Here is a 17,190-nt window from a genome sequence, read left to right on the forward strand (position 1 = left end):
CATACCCAAGTTTGACGGCCAATGTCGCACCACGCATCCCCCCACGGCGAGGCGGATAGGTCCGAAGAACTGCGGTCGGAGCCGGCGCTCCCGGACGCCATCCAGACGACCGAGACCTACGAGACCGAGGAGGGGACAGTGTTTTACGATGCAGAGAACCCTCTCGCGTGGCTACAGACTGATACGGCACTCACCTTACAGGAGATTGCATAAGCCCGTTTTCAGGGGTTACGCAACTTGCCGCTTTGTATAGCCCCACGCAGTAGGGTATGCTCTTGCCTGCTGGCGGTTCGAGTGTATAGTAGGTGCCAATACACCTAGTTCTTTCGACCGTTCAAGGCCACAAACCCGATTAGACGCGTCGCACGCGGGATAAGACGCCAATTCCTCAATGAGTGTATCGCTCTACCCTATGGAGAGAGATACGGAACAGCAATATTTGCCGCTTTTCTACAGTCGTGCGACTGAAGCAGTCGCCCTAAAGAGTGCGAATTCGATGATTCGTACAAAGTCGTAGCAGTTCTGATGGGGATAAGTGGTTCCTACGTCGGTATCATCACCGCTACTTCGTGCGAAGACGTAGTATTCGCACTCAATGGTGCGGAGTTATCCGCACAACAGCGACCGCTGCGGGAGAGCCAAAGGGGACAACACTGCTACCCCTGCCTAAGCTTGCTTAGGCCGTGGGTACGCACGGTGTGAACCGTGCAACCCTACCCGTCGTAATTAGGTTGGGAAGGTAACATCTTTTTTATCGGGGTGCGGGGTGCATAAATGGCCACTCTGCATCAGTTCGCTATCACAGATGTAACGGAATCTTCGATTCCTTACGGCGCATATATAGCAAAATCAATAATATGATTTAAACTTAATTTTTTCTATCAGATAGAAAATAATCCAATATACTGCCTTTTTAAATCCCTTTTTATACCATGCGCTCAGAAACAGTAGTGAAGCGGTGAGATTCCGTTTCAACTTCAAGCTTGCTGCTACCTGTGGAAGTTTGAAGTCGTTGTCCATGTGGCGGGTTAGTCACCCGCCTGCTGCTGTCTGTTTCTATCGTGGCTACTATTTTCAGCCACAACCTATCACTACCGCTGATAGATTCGTCTACATAAAATCAGATAACCCGTTTTGATTCTCAAAATCATCTAACCGCTTTTGTTCCTTATCAATAATCTTCGAGTAACCACTCTTTTTCCTCTCTATAGACACATCAAGTTCCTTCGCAGCATGCCGAACAGATTGGCGGCTTATATTAAATAACTGACCTATTTCAGCTAAGCTAAGATGTAATTCGTTATGTAGGTAACCTAACACTCTTGCATCCCACCACGGTTTTTGTTTTTCAGCTAATATTCTAGAAACTTTTTCATTATCGACGGAAATATCGTAGGGATGGCTCATTCGTAGAACACTCCCATCGCTGATTGAACAGTAAAATCGCAGTCTTCAACGTAGGATTGAACGTCGTCCCTACCTTTCAGCCGTCGCTGAAACAGCTTAGGTAGCGTCTCAGCGTCTTCGAGTAGGTTCAAGGCGGTATTTGTTTCTGCATCAGATATATCGCCGTGTAGTGCTTCTACGACGATGCTATCTACGTCTGCCCGACGTGCTTTCTCAGCTATATGACTATCATCGGCCACGCACAACGCACCCACGGCGATTTTTTCCAGTGAGTGGCCTTGCCCATCCACAGCAGAGGCCAGTGTCCGTGCTTCATTCCGCGTAGCTGATGGAATAGAAAACTCTGCCGCAATTCTATCGACTACTCCGAGTTTATCCTGATGGGCACGCCTACCAGTTGTATCAGACGGCTGAGAAACCTCGGATTTGTAGCCGTCTGGGTCTTCGTAGCTCGGTGACGCCCCTTCATTCAGCATCCACAACCTTCGCCACTTTTCTTGTTTCTGCTGTGGAATATCGCCACGGTCGAATCTGCTGCCGTGACTGCTATCCCCGTCGTAGTCCCTTCGTCCGCTATACTCACTAATTTCGTAGGCATCTCGCTCTCGCACTACGGTTTTAGGGTTATGTGCCGTATCTCCAATATCTCGGCTAAGATTATCGCTGCTGCTGTTCCATCCGACTCTACTGTTACCTGCTGCTGTTTGTATAGTCATTGATAATTACTGCTGCCTGTTGGTTTGCTAACTATTCAGAAATCGGATGTGCTAACTGTTAGCCCATCTGTGCCCGAAGTCTCAGATTCCGATAGACTCGCCCCACCCAATCGAATATCGTCGCGCTCACCGTCGTCACCGTCACCGATGAGAAGTCCGACCATTTCCAGTTCTGTGCGAATATCTGTATTATCCACCGTCCAACGTGGTTTCTCTGCCCCCCGCCCGTGATTCCGTTCGGATTCCAGAAACTCCCGCATCTCGGCAATAGAGTAACCGCAATCTACGTAGAGATATTCGAGTAGACGGGCGTCTCTATAGATAGGGCTACGGAACTGTTCTGTAGCCACGACCGTGCCATCAGGAAGCTCAATTTCGCTCTCAGATGGCTGTGCATCGTCTTCAACTGATTCTGGGCGGTCTACATCATGCAGTTCAAGCGCCTTGCTCACAACCGTTACATCGGCTCTCAGTTCATCAGAGATATCACGGACTGAACCAATAAGCCGATGCTCAACGAGAGTTTCCAGAACCCCGCTGGCGTCTGGTGAGAGAATATCATCACTGCGGGGATATTCGCTGTAATCCCGATTTAAGAGTGGGTCACCATTCGAGAATCCAACAGCGGGATAATCTCGTTCAAGTCCGACATCGGCTTCATCTGGACGTTCATCAGCACGTTCCCCATCTCTTTCTCGTGCCTCTTTAAGTTGTTCGTTATCCAACATTACTCTCCGCCTCCATATGCAGAAATTGGAACGGCATACCACAGCGTCTCATCGGCCACATCAGTACCAAGAATCTCAGAATCCCCCTCTACCTCTGTATGACCTACATCATTGCTCAGAACGACGTATTCAGACTTTTTGCCACGGCCAACAACACTGATTTTAAAGGTGCCATCTCCTCGCTGACCTCCACCATAATGGCCACAGTCCTTCCGTCCAATTTCACTTGGTAGCTCTATGGTCGTTCCAGCGGAGGGGGTGAAAACGATGCTAAAAACCTCAGTCATTGTACATTTCCCTCCGTTCATCACGGTAATCTGCAAATTCGTCGGGAATATGGCTGAATGTACCGTTGTTTGGCTCTGGATAATGCGATTTGCACCAGTATAGACCCTTCTTATCTAGAAATGGGGGGAGAATAATCTTACATCCGTCTTCACCGCAAGTCTCATCAACTACCATCAGAAACCAATCTCCGAATCTTCAGCCAGCAGTTGCTTAGCTCCCTCAGCCGCTACGTAGCCGAGGGGTAGCGTCTCATCCTCACTATCTCGTGCGGCCTTCAGCGTACTTAGTTCGCTCTCTGATACTCGAATATTTTTCTCTCGTGTCATTTGAATCAACCTCAGAAACGTAGCACTTCTGTGCTACGCTCCTTCTACTATATCGTACTGACAGGTTATGGAGCCAATCTATTGCTGGATTTCTATATTCCTGATGTCCTACCATCGTCCTACAATCACTCTCAGAAGCCACAGAATACGCTGTGTGTAATCCTATTCAATTGCGAGTGGTATTCATTGGAATGGAATACCGACCGCTTGAGAAGCCGTGTAGACGGTTACAGCTACTGCTACCGCTGGGGAGAGTCAAAGACCGCTCCCCAACTGCTGCTGTACGGAACAATAGTGAGGCGTGGTAGGTTTGTATATTACTTAAGTGGGTAAGCACAGAAACATTAGTAAGAAGGGCGGTTGCGGTGACTTAGTGCGGTGTGTTGTGGCTGTGACTAAGACCGTGTTCTGAAGGGCGTTTGCTGTAGATTTCATCAGCGTGTGGCTGTGACTCATACTCATCTACAGCAAACGAGTGTAGAATTATTGGTACGCTGGTAGATTATTCAATAATGTTTAAACTCGAAATCATGTGTCCGTCTATATCGTGGCACTTCGGTCGGAATAAGCAAATGGGTATTTGCAAGACTGAAAAGATGAAAATAGCCTCCAATTGTGGTGATATATCGTGGTAATTTCGTCTAATAGTTGTGAAAAGGGTAAGAATAGTTCGGAGTGTCCAGAATGTAGTAACGAATATCAGAGACTCGGAATGCACTTTAGTCATGTCCCTTCTCATCGGCCAGAGTTGAGCGAGTTACAGTTAGGAGTTGTAGAGTATTTGATACTACGCGGTGTCACCATTGAAGATAGAACATCTCACCCTTCTATCGACGTATTCAGTACGGATAGAGAGCTTTTACGCGCCTACGATGACCTATTGGGGTGGCTGAGTAATGGAATTCGATTGTATAAAGATTCTGATACTACCACAAAGAGATTGAACGACGTGTATGCTATCTCTACGATTCCACACCCTGAGCTTGAGAATTATGCCGAAGGTAGCACGTCGGTGAAATCTCTCAGCAACAGCTGTTTGAAGGCTACAATCATCACTGCTGGCACTTTTGTAGGTGACTTGTTTGGTAGCCTACAAATCGACCTACGGGGTTGGGACGTAGATAGTGATAGATTCGCTGATATGCTGGCTGATAGAGGATATGATACAGTTTCCTACGACGGTGACGGCTATGCACGTAATAGCCCCACCCACCGCTACCATTACTCAGACGATGTGTTGGTTTTAGAACACTACGATGCGATGAATCTGCTGGATGAAATAGACCTATCTCTCGAAACTGTAGCCGAACCGATATAACCAGCGTGGATATTACCCACACTCATCTACAAAAGAGTGTGTGTGGTATGTTGGCACGCTGATGAAACCACAGCAAACCGCCCTTTAGAACACGGTCTTAGTAACCGCCTCAGCCAGCAAGAAACGTGAGTAGTCCGCCCCACCGCGGTGGGGTAGGGTGTATGTTGGTATACGTTCTACAGCTAATTAAATGCAACGACCATAGCACCAACACTAATCTGAATCGTAGAGTATTCAATCAGCATGAGTATTACCAACGCTCATCTACAGCAGGAGCGTAGAACTGTTGGCACGCTGATGAAATCTACAAAACTCCCTTCAGAACACAGCCTTAGCCACCGCACAGCAATTCAACAACGGTAGTCACCACCACCGCCCTTCTTACTAATGTATCTGTGCAGATACTACTTAAGTAATATAGAAGCACTACCACCCACCACCCACCACCACCGCTGAATCGCAGAGAATTGTGGTGGCGGTAGTTGGGGGCGGTTCTCTGCCCTCCCCAGCGGTAGCGGTTGTGCGGCTTATACATTCGTACTGCAGGTTTCGTGCTATCCGAACAACCCCGTGGAGTACTGTTTGCACCCCATAGACTGTGGGGGTTGGAGTGGTGCAAACGGGTTGCACGGCCCTACAGCAATACCCGAACGTCGCTGCTGGTGGTATGTTCGTGGTAGCAGGTTGCTACGTACAATATTCCGTCTCTGTACGTTACATCTGTGATAGGAACGTTCTACAGCAAATATAGGGGTATAGAAACACCCCATTCAGCCACTCGCTACAATTCAGATTAGACGCGTTGTGTGTGCGCACGAAAGTGGGGTGCGGAGTGGGGCGGTAGTTGGGGGAGGGGGCGGTCTTTGGCTCTCCCCAGCGGTGCTGTTGTGCGGATAACTCCGCACCATTGAGTCCCGACTCTACGACTCGGGACGAAGTGTGGTGCGTCTACACGCCGTCTAAGTATTCACGCCTCTGTTCTGCCTTCTCGTCTTCAGTACGACGGTCGTAGTGTTGTTCCAGCACATCAGTCGAGACGTTCATTCTATCTGAGACGACTTTCTCAGGCACGTCTTTGCGGAGGAAGTGCGTGATAGCACCACGTCGAATAGGATGCCCGCTCACACTTGATGGGCAGTCACTCGCATTAGACATTGATTGGGCAGCCGCACACTCGTTTTTATCACGACCATGGGGGCATCTATTTCCGTATATGCACGGTCGAGTAATTGCCTGAAACCACCGCCGTAGTGTTTTCACTGGTGCCCGACCGTTTTCAGTAGCGAATAATGGCACTCTCTCGTAGTCGTCTTCAATATCCATACGCTTGTGATTGATGTAGTCTTCTAACACCTCTGCTACATCTTCTGAGAGCGCACAGTACCGTTCCGCTTTCTCACCATTCTTTAGCGGGGTATCACTATCGGGCCGATGTCGAATCCGTAGGCGGTTCTGAGCGGGTTCCACGTCGTCTACATCCAAGGCGACTAACGTGCCCGTTCGAATCCCTGTGTGCCATGTGAGCGCCAATAGGGCGTGTTCTCTTGATGCATAGGCGAACCGTTCCAGATAGTCTAATGCTGCTTCTGCATGGTCGGCTTCAAGCGTCTCTGTTCGAGCCTCCGTATCTCGGTTCGGAATTTCTACCCGCTCAGGTACAGACGGACTCACTGCGTCTATCGTCGTACAGAACTGTAAGAACCGCCGAACCGAGCTAACCCGCTGCGCAAGTGTTGATTGTGCTATATCACCTTTAATTTTCAAGCGGAATCTATGAACGGTGCGGGCAGAGATATTCCGCATATCGTCTATATCTTCTTCAGCCAACCACTCAACAAATTCATTGAGATGGAACTGTTGTAATTCTTTAGTCGCTGTAGCCCATTCGTCTACCTTGCTTTCGAGATACAGTCGTAGTGCCTCTACGGGGGTGATAGCTTGCAGGTCGGTCGGATTGGTGTTTGCTTTCATCGTTGGTCCGAACCACCAGCAAGCGGTCGCATCTACGATGCAGAGAACCCTCTCGCGTGGCTACAGACTGATACGGCACTCACCTTACAGGAGATCGCCTGACAGGAAGTACTTTTAGCGTCCACACGTCGTAGCTAGTGTGATGGATATTCCCGGCGAGGACGACCCCAACGAGAGCGGCGGCGTCCTCTCGGAAAAGAGCGAGTACGAGCCCGAGGAGTTCGACCCGGAGAGTCTCGGGCCGGACGTGCCATCGCCGTCGGACGGCGCTTACGACGGTGACGCCACGGGACTGTTCGTCAAACTCGTCATCGTCTTCAACGTCGCGCTGCTGGCGCTCTCGCTCGGACCGATGCTGGCCTACTTCGAGGGACAGGTCGACCTCGGGGTCCGGATCTTCCTCGTCGGCGTCATCGCTTTCGGCTACGGAACGTTTCGGTACGTCCAGTTCGAACGGGAGCGCAAATCGGACGACGAGGACGAACCAACCGAAACAACAGATACCCAGCCAGACGGCGCGGAGGCAAGCGACCACAACGGCTAACCGGCCCGGTCGGCTACAAACAGCCGTATGCGTACTGTGCGGGACGACGACGGCACGCGATACTTATTGCTGAAGGAGTCCACCGAGTCGAGTCTGGTCCGTGACCCCGAAACCGGCGAACAGCAACACCTCCCAAACGCTGATCTCGAACCCGTTGATGGCGAATCGCCGCTTGCCACGGCCGCTGAGGGCGTTCCTGACGCCGCCCGCCAAGTCATTACAGCAGCTCACGATGAGCGTGCGCTGGGCCTGCTCGTCGAACTCGACGACCGCGGGCCGCTCTCCGTGGCGGAGCTGCTTTCCGCCTACGACCTCTGTGAGAGCGACCTGCACGGCCTGCTGGCCGAGTTTCGTGCCGCCGGCCTGCTCGCCGAGGCGACGGTCCACGGCCAGCGAGGCTACGACACGACCGAAACGGCCAGCGATGGACTGGCACATCTCCGCGACTGAGGCCAGTTCAGCGTCGTGACTGCGGTCAGGCCAGTTCCGCGACCGTCGCTTCGACCCGTTCGACCCGCGAGCGATTGGTCGTGGCGTCTTTCTCGACGCGGACGAGGTCGTCCGCCGCACCGACCAGTTCCTCGTCGTGACTGACCACGAGAATCTGCTCAACGCCGACCTCATCGCGCATGTACTCCACGAGGTCAAGCAGTTGCGTGACGTGGCCTGAATCGAGGAACACTGTCGGTTCGTCGAGGATGAGCGGCGGCATCGGCGCGGCCCCTTCGATGCCTTCGGCGAGTAGTCGGTAGATGGCACACCGCAGGCTGAGGTTGAATAGCGCCCGTTCGCCGCCGGAGAGCTGTTCGGGCTCCAGCGGCTCGCCGTCCTTCTGGTACACCGTCAGCTGATACTGCCCGTCGAGTTCGATGTGGGAGTACGAGTCGTTCTGGTACACCAGGTCGAACGTCTGGTTGAGCATCCGTTCGAGTGTCTCGACGTTGCGCTGGCGCAGCTCTGCCCGGAGCGTCCCGTACATCTCCTGTAGCTCCTCGGTTTCCTCGTATAGCGTTTCGAGTCTCTCCAGTGTCGCTTCGAGGTCTTCGCGCCGGTCTCGCAGCGACTCCAGTTCCTCGATTTCGTTCGTGACGCCACCGATAGCGTTCTGGAGTTCGTCGCGTTTCTCGCGTTTCTCCGTCAGTGCCTCCGCTGCCTGTTCGATGTACTTTTTCGCCCGCTGCTTCTCGCTTCGAGCCGCTTCGATGCGGTCCTCGTCGAAGGACTCCGCGAGGTCCTGCTTGCGCTCGCGCTTCTCCGCGAGCTGGTCGCGGCGCTGGTCGTTCAGTTCGGCCTGCTGACTGCGCTTCTCTCGCAGGCGTTCGATGTCGTCGTCGCAGTCATCGATCTTCGCAAGCAGGTCTTCGACCCGCTCTAGGTTCTCTATCGATTGTTTGACCTGCTGGCGCTCCTGATTACACTCGGCGACGACCGAGCGACAGTCCTCGGCCTGCTCGCGGGCTTCGGCGGCTTTCTCGCGTTTCGTCTCAGCCTCGGACTCATGTGCTGTTGCTTCTTCGCGGAGCGTCTGGATGCGCTCCTGGTCCGCATCCAGCCCCGCTTCTTTCTCTTCGACGAGCTGGACGATGTTCGAACGGTTGTTCTCAAGCGTCGATAGCTCGTCCGCTGTCTCGACCAGTTCCGTCGCGGTCTCGTGCTCAGACTTCAGGTCCGAGACATCCTCACGAGCGTCCGCGAGCAACTCCTCTAGCTCGGCAATCCGACCACGGTCGTCCTCAATAGAGTCGACGTGCGGTGACTCGGCCACGTCCTGCCCGCACTCGGGGCACTTGCCGGCCTCCAGCAGCGCCTCGGCCTCCGCGAGCGACTCGCGCTCGCTCTCCAGTTTCGTCTCCAGTTCGGTCACCTGCTGTCGGGTGTTATCGAGGTCACTGGCGACGGATTCTTTGTACGACTGCGACCCGTCACGGTCGGTCGGCGCGTTCTCGAACCTGGCTTCGAGATCGGCGATCTGGTCGTCGATGTCGCTGATCTGCTCCCGGCGCTCGGCGATAGTCTCCCGCGCAGCTTCGATGTCTGTTTCCAGTTCGGCGGCTTCTTCACGCTTGTCCTCGGCCCGGGATTCGAGGTCGGCAGCGCTCTCGGCCAGCGCGTCGGCGGTGCTGCTGTGATCCTTCGCATCGACCCGCTGGTCCTCGATGCGGCTCTGCAGTTCGTCATCGCGGGACTGCAGTTCGTCAAGCCGCGCATCGACGGTTTCGGGGTCCGGCTCCGAACTGTCGAGGTCGGTTTTGGCCACTGTTTCCGAGAGGTCCTCTCGCAACGACTCTCGCTGGTCCTGTAGGTCGCTGACCTGCTCTTTGAGCTCGGTTCGTTCCGTCTCCGTCTCGGTGATAGTCGCTTCCAGATCCTCGATGTCGGCTTCGAGGGTCGACAGTTCGTCGCGTTTCTCTTCGTACTCTTCGAGGACGGACTCGGCCTGCGTGAGCGTCTCCTCGGCGGTGGCCTTCTGGTCCTCAATGTGTTCGATCTCGTCTTGCAGCTCTGATTCCTTCGTTTCGAGGCCGTTCAGGCGCTCGTGGAGGTCCTTTTCTTCTTTCTCCTGAATCTGCTCGTCGAGTTGTGAGAGGGCCCCCTGTTTGTCATCGCGTACCCGACCGACGCCGACGCGGGCGTCGCTGGCCCGCTCGCGGTACGCCTCCAGTTTCCCCAGTTGCAGGAGGTCGTCGAGCATATCCTGGCGGTCGCCGGGGGAGGCGTTGATGAGCTTGTTCACCTCGCCCTGACGGACGTAGGCGCAGTTGACGAACGCCTCGCTGTCCATCCGCAAGAGTTCGGTAATGCGTCGGCGCACGTCGCGCGCCCCCTCATAGTTTCCTTCAGGTGTCTCCAGCACACACTTCGCCGTCGTCGGTTGTGCTCCGGTCGCGCGGACCCGGCGCGTGAGATGATAGTCGCCACCGGCGTGGGAGAACCACAGTTCGACGGTACAGTCGTCGGCTCCGATGGTAACCACGTCGCCGAGATTCTCATCCAGTGCCTTCGAGCCGTACAGCGCGAAGAAGCAGGCTTCAAGCAAAGATGATTTCCCGCTCCCGTTGAGTCCGTGGATGACGGTCACGCCGTTGTCAAGTCGCAGGTCGGCATCGTCGTAACACTTGAAATTGGATAGCTTGACGCGCTGGAATTTCATTGTTGACCCTCCATTACAGGAACTCCTCGACGCTCGCCTGGCCGTCGTCATCGGCCCCGTCTACCGGTGCCTTGTCGTCGGCCTCGTTCACTGCCGCTCCGTCGTCGGTGTCGTCCTCAGCCGTGTCTGTGTTCGCTTCCGCATCGGCCGTCCCGCCGCTCGCAGCCGCATCCGTGTCGGCTTCAAGCGCATCCGAATCCTCACTGAGCAGCTCACGAACGTGCCGTTCGACCTCGTCTTTGACGTTCGCGTCAGCGACCTTCGAGGCCCGGATCGTCTCGTCGATGTCGTGGGCGGCCTCGCTCAGTCCGAGGTCGCGGACACGTTCGGTGACGGCGTCGTCCGGGTCGGCGAAGCTGATATCGGTTTCTCGCTCCTCGGCCGTGATTTCCCGGTGGTCAGTGACGCGAGCCACGAGCGCCCCCCGATCGAGCGCGAACGATTCGACGCTGGCCGGGGTGACCGGGTCGCCGTCGCCGCTGATAGAGACGATGACGACGGCATCCTCCAGGTCGTGCTGGCCGACGCGGCTCCGGACACGCTCGACACCTTCCTTGGGCCCGAGGTCTACGTCGACAAAGACGAACTCGCGGGTGTCGAGACCGCGGCGGGTGATCTGGACCTCGTCGTCGAAGGTGACGATGTTGTAGCCGCGGTCCGCGCGCTCGCTTGCACTCGCGCGCTCGGTCGACCCGCAGTAGGTGACCCAGGCGTCCTCGACCTGCTGTTTACCGGGGTCGTGGTTGTCGCCGAGCAACATCGCGTCGAATTCGACCGACGACTCGGTCAGAATTTCTTCGGCATCCCAGTCGCCGTAGTCGAAGGGCTGGAACAGGCCGTGAGTGACCAGCGCAGCGCTGTCGGCATCGTGGGGGCCGAAGTCGTAGTCGAGGTCGTCGCGTTGCGAGCGCGGGACGAAGTCGAGGCCGTAGAAGGCAGTATCGCCGATGACGGTCGGTTCGTCGTCGAGTCGTGTCGCCAAGCCGAGTGACTCGTACAGGTCGAGCCACTGGGCGTCCCGCTTGGCTTCGTGGTTACCCACGACAGCAAGGAATGGAATACCGGCTTCAGAGAGTTCTTCGAGAACGGTCAGCGTACCCATGATGTCAGTCAGGGCCGGGCGGCGGTCGTGGAACAGGTCACCGGCGTGGACGACGGCGTCAGCGTCGTCCGCGATAGCGTCCCGGACCACCTGCCGGAACGCATCGAGGAAGTCGTCCCGTCGGTCGGGGACGTTGTACTGCTGATACCCGACGTGAGTATCGCCGGTGTGTATCACCCGAGTCATTTGCCCACTCGTAAGCCAGCGCCACCTAAAGGGGTATCGTGAGCGGAGTGAAAGTGGTTGACTGTGCTGTGTTCGATCCGCTGGCTACGACCCATCACTGGGTCCCGCCGCGGCGTCCCGGTACCGCCGGAACGCTCGCAAAGCCGCCCGTCCCTCGTCTGCCAACCCGCTCACCTCGTGTTCGGCCTGCGCGACGGCCGCTTCGAGTTGACCGACGCCGAGCGTCTCGACGAAGGCGACCGCTTCGTCTAGATCGTCGGTTGCCCGAGTCGCTCGCTCAATGACCGTCCGGTAGTCAGCGTTACCGCCCGTCTCGTGGGCTCCTATCCGACCTGTGCTACTATCGTCCTCTCGGTCAGCCGCTCGGATCGACTTGTCCCCGTCGTCGCTGTCACCATTTCCATCAGCGAGCGCCGAGAGTGCCGCTTTCACCTGGTCGCTATCGGCCATAGGACGGCGTGGGCACGGCATCCAACATAAACGTTCGCTGGCTCCGGGTCAGGTACTGGCGCGTTCGAGACCACAACTCAGTCGAACCGAGTAAAAACGCATACAGTTTAGTAATCTGATTGGTTTGATACAGCTACCGACCCAGCGCCGGTGCTAGTTGAGGAAAAGCCACTATCGGATTTCACCACCATGCCACTGCGCAAATTCCGCTCCGACGAGGAAGCGCTCTCGTCAGTCACAGTCGTCGCGTTGCTTATCCTTGCAACCCTGCTCATCTCCGTCGTCCTCGCGCTGTTCATCCTCGGCATGAGCGGGTGAGGCGGAAGAGTACCGTCAGTCAGTGGCCGACGCGTTTCCCGTAGTACCCTGTCCGAGCGTTCAAATACTAGTACGGGACCAGCGCCGGGCATGACAGATATCGAAACGCTGGCGGAGCGGCTCCGTACGGTCGAACGCGCGGTCACGGACGGAACGACGGAGTTCCCGGAGGTAACGGAACTCGCAGAACTGGAGAACCGCATGGACACCGTCGAGGGGCGTCTCGCCGACATCGACGAGCGGACGGCGGAACTCGAAGCAGCCACGCAAGCCCTCCGGGGGTACGTGGGGAACATCCGTTCGGTCAACGAAGATGTCGAACAGCGCGCTGACGCGGCGCTGGCGACGACCGACCGACTGGAGGTCCGACTCGACGAGGAACTGGCATCGCCGTCGGTATCTGACCCGGCGGCAGGGACCGACCAGCGACGGACGGGGAGCACACAGGCCACTTCGAGTTCGCCAGCCGACGACCACACAGAGACGAGCGCCACAACTGGCCTCACGGCGGAGGCACAGACTGATTTCTCTGCCATCACTGACGGCGGCGACTCGGACGAAAGTGAGGACTTGGACGCGGGCGTTATCGGACGTATCCGTGCGCTGCTGTGATATACCGGCTGGTCCTCGCTGTCGCGGTCATGACAGCACTTATCGGTGCAACAGCGCCGGCACTGTCGACGGCCCGAGCGGACGCAGCCAGCGGTACGATGGAGCGACAACTGGACGAACTAGGAGCCGAATTGACGATGCTGGTCGAGACTGACGACGCGACGCCGAACGGCGACGCCCGACGCGCGGTGGAGTTACGACTCCCCGCACGTACCTACACGAACGCCGGTGTCAGGCGGCTGCAGTTCACAGAGCGGGCCGGTGTCGGCGTCGCGACCTGGACAGTTGAGTCCCGGAAACAGACCGAACAGCTGGTCGGTATCCCGATCCGAACGACAGCGGGGACCGACCGGCTGGAAGAACCCGGCACACATCAGCTGGTGTTCGTGCTGACGCGGTCGGATGGCCAGCGAGTGGTAATGGTCCATCGGTTTAAGTCCGAAGCCGCGGCGAGGAGTGGCCATGCGTGAGTGGCTCTTTGGATCATCGACAGCGCCCGAGTGTCGTTGTGAAACGGCTATCGAGGGCGGGCGGCTGGTGATGACAGCGGGCGAGTGTCCGGGCGGTGGCGACCTCGCCGCGTCGGCTGACTGCCGGGCGACAGTCATCGGTTCGCTCTCTTCGGCTAGTGTCGATACCGTCGTTACGGAGCAAGCCGGACAGGAGCAGATGTACAGCGACCGGGCGGCGGCGGTGCTCACCGCGGCTGGCCGGTTTGCAACCAGAGTTGCCTCGCTGGACGACCGCCTCGCAAACCGCGCCCGCCGCGACCCTGTCGCTGCTGCGTCGGAGGCAATCGGTCGGTCGGGACCGGTCGCTGACCTGGCTGCGGAGACTGGACTGGCGGTCGCCACCGAAGGCTTCGACACCAGCGAACAGGCACTCACTGCCTACACTGGGCCAACGATTAGCGACGCCCGTGTCGGTGCAGCGCCGCCGGCCGATGCGACTCTCCGGGACCAGCAAACGCTCCCGACAGAGGCCGTCGTTCGGAGATACAACACGGGCGGTGACCAACTATCGATGTATCATATCGAGCCCCGCGAACAGCGGTTCGACGCGGACACGATGGAGACGCTTGTCAGGGCGTACGAGCGAGTCGCGACCGCTGCCGCCGACGGCGGCTGTCACCCGTACAGTGCAGCGAACGCGGTTGCCGACGATGGCTCGACGGCAACCGTTGTCGGGGCAGTACTGGAGAAACACACGGGCGGGCTCGGGATTCTCGAAGATATTTTCGCCGATCAGCGGGTGTCAGACGTGTTCGCGACTGCCCCGGTGAGCGACACCCGGCTCCGAGTGCGCTGTGACGGTGAAACCATGCGAACGAATATCCGCCTGACGCCGTCGGGCGCGAACACACTGGCGTCGACGTTCAGACGGTCGAGCGGCCGGGCATTCTCGTGAGCGAATCCGACGCTCGATGCGACAGCAACGGTGGCTGACCGGCAGATTCGCGTCGCCGGTGTGAGCGAACCGGTCAGTGACGGCCTTGCCTTCGCCTTTCGCGCCCACGACAGCGACGTATGGCGGCTGGCCGACTTCGTCGACAACGGGACGATGCCAGCCGCCGTCGCTGGATTGCTCTCTGTCGTCGCGGAGCGGGGCGGGGCTTGCCTCGTCGCCGGCCCTCGCGGCGCGGGCAAGACGACGACACTCGGGGCGTTGCTCTGGGAGCTTCCCCACGAGGTCCGGACCATCCTGATCGAAGACACGCCCGAACTTCCGGCGGCGTCACTGCAGTCCGACGGACGGGACGTGCAGGCACTTCGGACCGCCAGCGGGGACGGCCCGTCAGTCAATGCGACAGAGGCCCTGCGGACCGCGCTCCGACTCGGCGAAGGCGCGCTCGCCGTTGGGGAGGTCCGCGGTGAGGAGGCCAGCGTTCTCTACGAGGCGATGCGTGTCGGTGGCGGCGACGGGGCCGTCCTCGGAACGATTCACGGCAACGGCCCCAACGCCGTTCAGGAACGACTGGTGTCGGACCTCGGTGTCCCTGTCCAGTCGTTTGCCGTGACGGACCTCGTCGTGACGCTGGCTCCGCCCACGTCGGAACACGGCCGCGGTATCGCTTCTATCGCGGAAATCGTCTCTCACAGTGACGATGTCACTTTTGAGATGCTCTACGAGCGTAACGGGTCGACAGCGACAGCAACTGGTCGTCTGGAGCGGGGTAACAGCCGTCTGGTGGAGTCACTCGCCGCGCCCGGTGAGTCCTACGCAGAGGTGCTCGACGCTATCGAGACGCGAACCGAACAATTCGAGGAGTCGGTGGCTGTCAAGACTCGTGGGAACGAACCACACACAGACGAGGTCCAGCCGTGAGCCACGCCAGCGGTTCAGACGACGCCCATGATGACGTGAACACGGCATCAGCCACACGGCTCACAACCGCGCTCGTTGCGGCCTGCCCGGGCACTGTTGAGGTGCCAGATGACTACCGACGAGCGTATCGGTTGCTTTCGGTTTCGGCTCCGCCTGAGACACTGCTGACGGCGAGCTACGCCGTTGCGGTGTGTGGCTCCCTGCTCGCATTGCTCGTCGCTGTGGCGGTGACCGGACCGCTGGCGACGACTGTCAGTCTCGGGTTCCTCGCCCTGTCCCTGGGTGTCGGAGCGCTGGGACGGTACGGTGTCCCCTTTGCCGCGGAGGCGAAGCGCATCCGAACGCTGGGGGCCGCACCGTCGCTCGTCACGACCTTAGTGCTCGGCGCGACGCTGTGGCCCAGCGCTGAGCGGGCGGCGGCGTTCGCTGGACGGACCGGAGACAGCCTGCTTGCCAGACGGCTGCACTACCACCGACAGCGAGCCGCAGGTACGCCACAGAGTGGTCTGGGAACGTTCGCGGCGTCATGGAGCGACCGGTTCCCGGCGCTGGAACGTTCGGTCGGGCTGGTCGAAAACGCGACAGCGGCTCCAGCCAAGGAGCGGCCCGAAGTGCTCGAACGCGCACGACGATGCATCCTTGATGGGACGCGCGATGAGATGGCGGCCTTTGCGGCCTCACTCCGTGGTCCGGCGACTGGCCTGTACGCGTTTGGTGTTCTCTTGCCGCTGGCGATGGCGTCACTGTTGCCCGCCGCCGCTGCCGCGGGTGTGCCTGTAACCGCCCCCGTGCTGGTCGGGACCTACGGCGTTATTTTGCCCGCCGCGCTGCTGGTCGCTTGCTGCTGGCTCCTGGGACAGCGACCAGTCGCGTTCCCGCCGGCGACAATCCCGCGGAGCCATCCGGACGTGCCGGCATCGGCGCTCCCGTCAATCGCGGGCGGCATCGTCGCCGGAATCGGGGGATGGCGCCTTGCCGGCGCGCTCGTCGCTGCGTGGGCGTCTCCCATCGGGGCACTCGGGGCCGGCGTCGGGAGCGCGCTCGTCAGCTACTACCGACCCGTCGCCGAGGTCCGTGGTCGAATTACCGACATCGAAGCGGGCCTCCCGAACGCGCTGTCGGCTGTCGGTCGACGGCTGGACCGCGGCCAGTCGGTCGAAGCCGCGCTCGTCGAGGCTGTCGACGAGACTCCAAAACCGACCAGCGCCGTCATCAAAGCCGCCGCCGCCCGACAGGAGCACCTCGGAACCAGCGTCGAGGGAGCGTTTCTGGGTCCCGGCGGCGCGCTCGCTGATGTTCCGAGCCATCGAGCCTGTCGGGTGGCGACACTGCTGGATACAGCCGCAGCAATCGGGCCACCAGCGGGAGCGTCCGTGACGACGATGGGTGAGCATCTGGACGCACTCCGGACCATCGAGCGTGAGACGCGCCGCGACCTTTCGCAGATTACCGAGACGCTGTCGAACACCGCCGCGTTGTTCGGGCCACTGGTCGGCGGCGCGACCGTCGCGCTGGCTGGGTCGATGGGCGGCGGCGAGCAGTTCGCCACCGTTTCGAGTGCGTTGCTGGGCCCGGTTATCGGCTGGTACGTGCTCGTTTTGGCTGTTTTGTTGACGGCGCTATCGACGGGCCTGCATCGGGGTCTCGACCGCGCGCTCGTTGGCTACCGAACCGGCCTGGCGCTCCTGTCGGCCACGGCCACTTTCTTTGTCGCCGTCGTCGCCACCGGGCTGCTGGTCTGAGTATTT

The 17,190-nt window shown here is 58.3% G+C and carries 17 protein-coding genes and 1 pseudogene; 9 read left to right on the forward strand and 9 right to left on the reverse strand.

Translation table 11 applies throughout. From position 1 onward, the window contains the following. The first annotated feature begins 21 nt into the window (after positions 1–21). Complete coding sequence (locus RR_RS12175) at positions 22–213, forward strand: DUF7331 family protein (protein WP_004517169.1); 192 nt, start codon at positions 22–24, stop codon at positions 211–213. 897 nt (positions 214–1,110) lie between these two features. On the opposite strand, the gene RR_RS22060 is transcribed toward RR_RS12175, so the two are convergent. The 5 genes from RR_RS22060 to RR_RS22075 form a co-directional block, all read right to left on the reverse strand. Then, a complete protein-coding gene (locus tag RR_RS22060; protein ID WP_137440609.1) occupies positions 1,111–1,407 on the reverse strand; it encodes a MarR family transcriptional regulator in 297 nt (98 codons plus the stop codon). Continuing rightward, on the reverse strand, positions 1,404–1,883 hold the full coding sequence (locus tag RR_RS12180) for a hypothetical protein (RefSeq protein WP_137440610.1): 480 nt from the start codon (positions 1,881–1,883) through the stop codon (positions 1,404–1,406). The genes RR_RS22060 and RR_RS12180 overlap by 4 nt, the downstream gene beginning before the upstream one ends. Positions 1,884–2,158: 275 nt before the next feature. Next, entirely contained in the window at positions 2,159–2,851 is a 693-nt protein-coding gene (locus tag RR_RS22065; protein ID WP_011223872.1) for a hypothetical protein, read from the reverse strand. Then, positions 2,851–3,138, reverse strand: a complete 288-nt coding sequence (locus RR_RS22070) for a hypothetical protein (protein ID WP_137440611.1) — start codon at positions 3,136–3,138, stop codon at positions 2,851–2,853. Before RR_RS22070 ends, RR_RS22065 begins: the two co-directional genes overlap by 1 nt. After that, positions 3,131–3,313, reverse strand: a complete 183-nt coding sequence (locus RR_RS22075) for a hypothetical protein (RefSeq protein WP_137440612.1) — start codon at positions 3,311–3,313, stop codon at positions 3,131–3,133. The genes RR_RS22070 and RR_RS22075 overlap by 8 nt, the downstream gene beginning before the upstream one ends. A gap of 900 nt (positions 3,314–4,213) precedes the next feature. On the opposite strand from RR_RS22075, the gene RR_RS12190 reads away from it, so the two are divergent. Beyond that, on the forward strand, positions 4,214–4,783 hold the full coding sequence (locus tag RR_RS12190) for a hypothetical protein (RefSeq protein ID WP_137440613.1): 570 nt from the start codon (positions 4,214–4,216) through the stop codon (positions 4,781–4,783). Between the two features lie 948 nt (positions 4,784–5,731). Here RR_RS12190 and RR_RS21520 read toward each other — a convergent pair. Then, on the reverse strand, positions 5,732–6,754 hold the full coding sequence (locus RR_RS21520; RefSeq protein WP_011223874.1) for a tyrosine-type recombinase/integrase: 1,023 nt from the start codon (positions 6,752–6,754) through the stop codon (positions 5,732–5,734). Positions 6,755–6,896: 142 nt separating this feature from the next. On the opposite strand from RR_RS21520, the gene RR_RS12195 reads away from it, so the two are divergent. Both RR_RS12195 and RR_RS12200 read left to right on the forward strand, forming a co-directional pair. Next, on the forward strand, positions 6,897–7,298 hold the full coding sequence (locus RR_RS12195; protein ID WP_011223875.1) for a DUF7322 domain-containing protein: 402 nt from the start codon (positions 6,897–6,899) through the stop codon (positions 7,296–7,298). 27 nt (positions 7,299–7,325) lie between these two features. Beyond that, positions 7,326–7,748 carry a DUF7346 family protein gene (locus RR_RS12200; protein WP_004957946.1) on the forward strand — a complete coding sequence of 141 codons (423 nt, stop codon included), beginning with the start codon at positions 7,326–7,328 and terminating at the stop codon, positions 7,746–7,748. Between the two features lie 25 nt (positions 7,749–7,773). Here RR_RS12200 and rad50 read toward each other — a convergent pair whose 3' ends face one another. The 3 genes from rad50 to RR_RS12215 form a co-directional block, all read right to left on the reverse strand. Next, entirely contained in the window at positions 7,774–10,449 is a 2,676-nt protein-coding gene (gene rad50 / locus RR_RS12205) for a DNA double-strand break repair ATPase Rad50 (RefSeq protein ID WP_049938930.1), read from the reverse strand. Positions 10,450–10,462: 13 nt separating this feature from the next. Then, the gene (mre11, locus tag RR_RS12210) at positions 10,463–11,737 is read right to left on the reverse strand and encodes a DNA double-strand break repair protein Mre11 (protein ID WP_011223877.1); all 1,275 of its coding nucleotides are present in this window, start codon (positions 11,735–11,737) and stop codon (positions 10,463–10,465) included. 84 nt (positions 11,738–11,821) lie between these two features. Further along, a complete protein-coding gene (locus RR_RS12215; protein WP_004957953.1) occupies positions 11,822–12,187 on the reverse strand; it encodes a hypothetical protein in 366 nt (121 codons plus the stop codon). Positions 12,188–12,376: 189 nt separating this feature from the next. Here RR_RS12215 and RR_RS22995 point away from each other — a divergent pair, with 189 nt between their 5' ends. The 5 genes and pseudogenes from RR_RS22995 (at position 12,377) to RR_RS12235 (ending at position 17,184) form a co-directional block, all read left to right on the forward strand. After that, positions 12,377–12,505, forward strand: a complete 129-nt coding sequence (locus RR_RS22995) for a hypothetical protein (protein ID WP_004957955.1) — start codon at positions 12,377–12,379, stop codon at positions 12,503–12,505. Positions 12,506–12,595: 90 nt separating this feature from the next. Continuing rightward, positions 12,596–13,117: a DUF7310 family coiled-coil domain-containing protein gene (locus RR_RS12220; RefSeq protein WP_011223879.1), complete on the forward strand. Its 522-nt coding sequence runs from the start codon at positions 12,596–12,598 to the stop codon at positions 13,115–13,117. Continuing rightward, on the forward strand, positions 13,114–13,587 hold the full coding sequence (locus tag RR_RS12225) for a DUF7311 family protein (RefSeq protein WP_004957958.1): 474 nt from the start codon (positions 13,114–13,116) through the stop codon (positions 13,585–13,587). The genes RR_RS12220 and RR_RS12225 overlap by 4 nt, the downstream gene beginning before the upstream one ends. After that, a pseudogene (locus RR_RS23080) lies at positions 13,580–15,442 on the forward strand (ATPase, T2SS/T4P/T4SS family). Before RR_RS12225 ends, RR_RS23080 begins: the two are co-directional and overlap by 8 nt. Next, positions 15,439–17,184 carry a type II secretion system F family protein gene (locus tag RR_RS12235; RefSeq protein ID WP_049938931.1) on the forward strand — a complete coding sequence of 582 codons (1,746 nt, stop codon included), beginning with the start codon at positions 15,439–15,441 and terminating at the stop codon, positions 17,182–17,184. Before RR_RS23080 ends, RR_RS12235 begins: the two are co-directional and overlap by 4 nt. The last annotated feature ends 6 nt before the right edge of the window (positions 17,185–17,190 follow it).

It is taken from the genome of Haloarcula marismortui ATCC 43049 (assembly GCF_000011085.1).
Taxonomy (GTDB): domain Archaea; phylum Halobacteriota; class Halobacteria; order Halobacteriales; family Haloarculaceae; genus Haloarcula; species Haloarcula marismortui.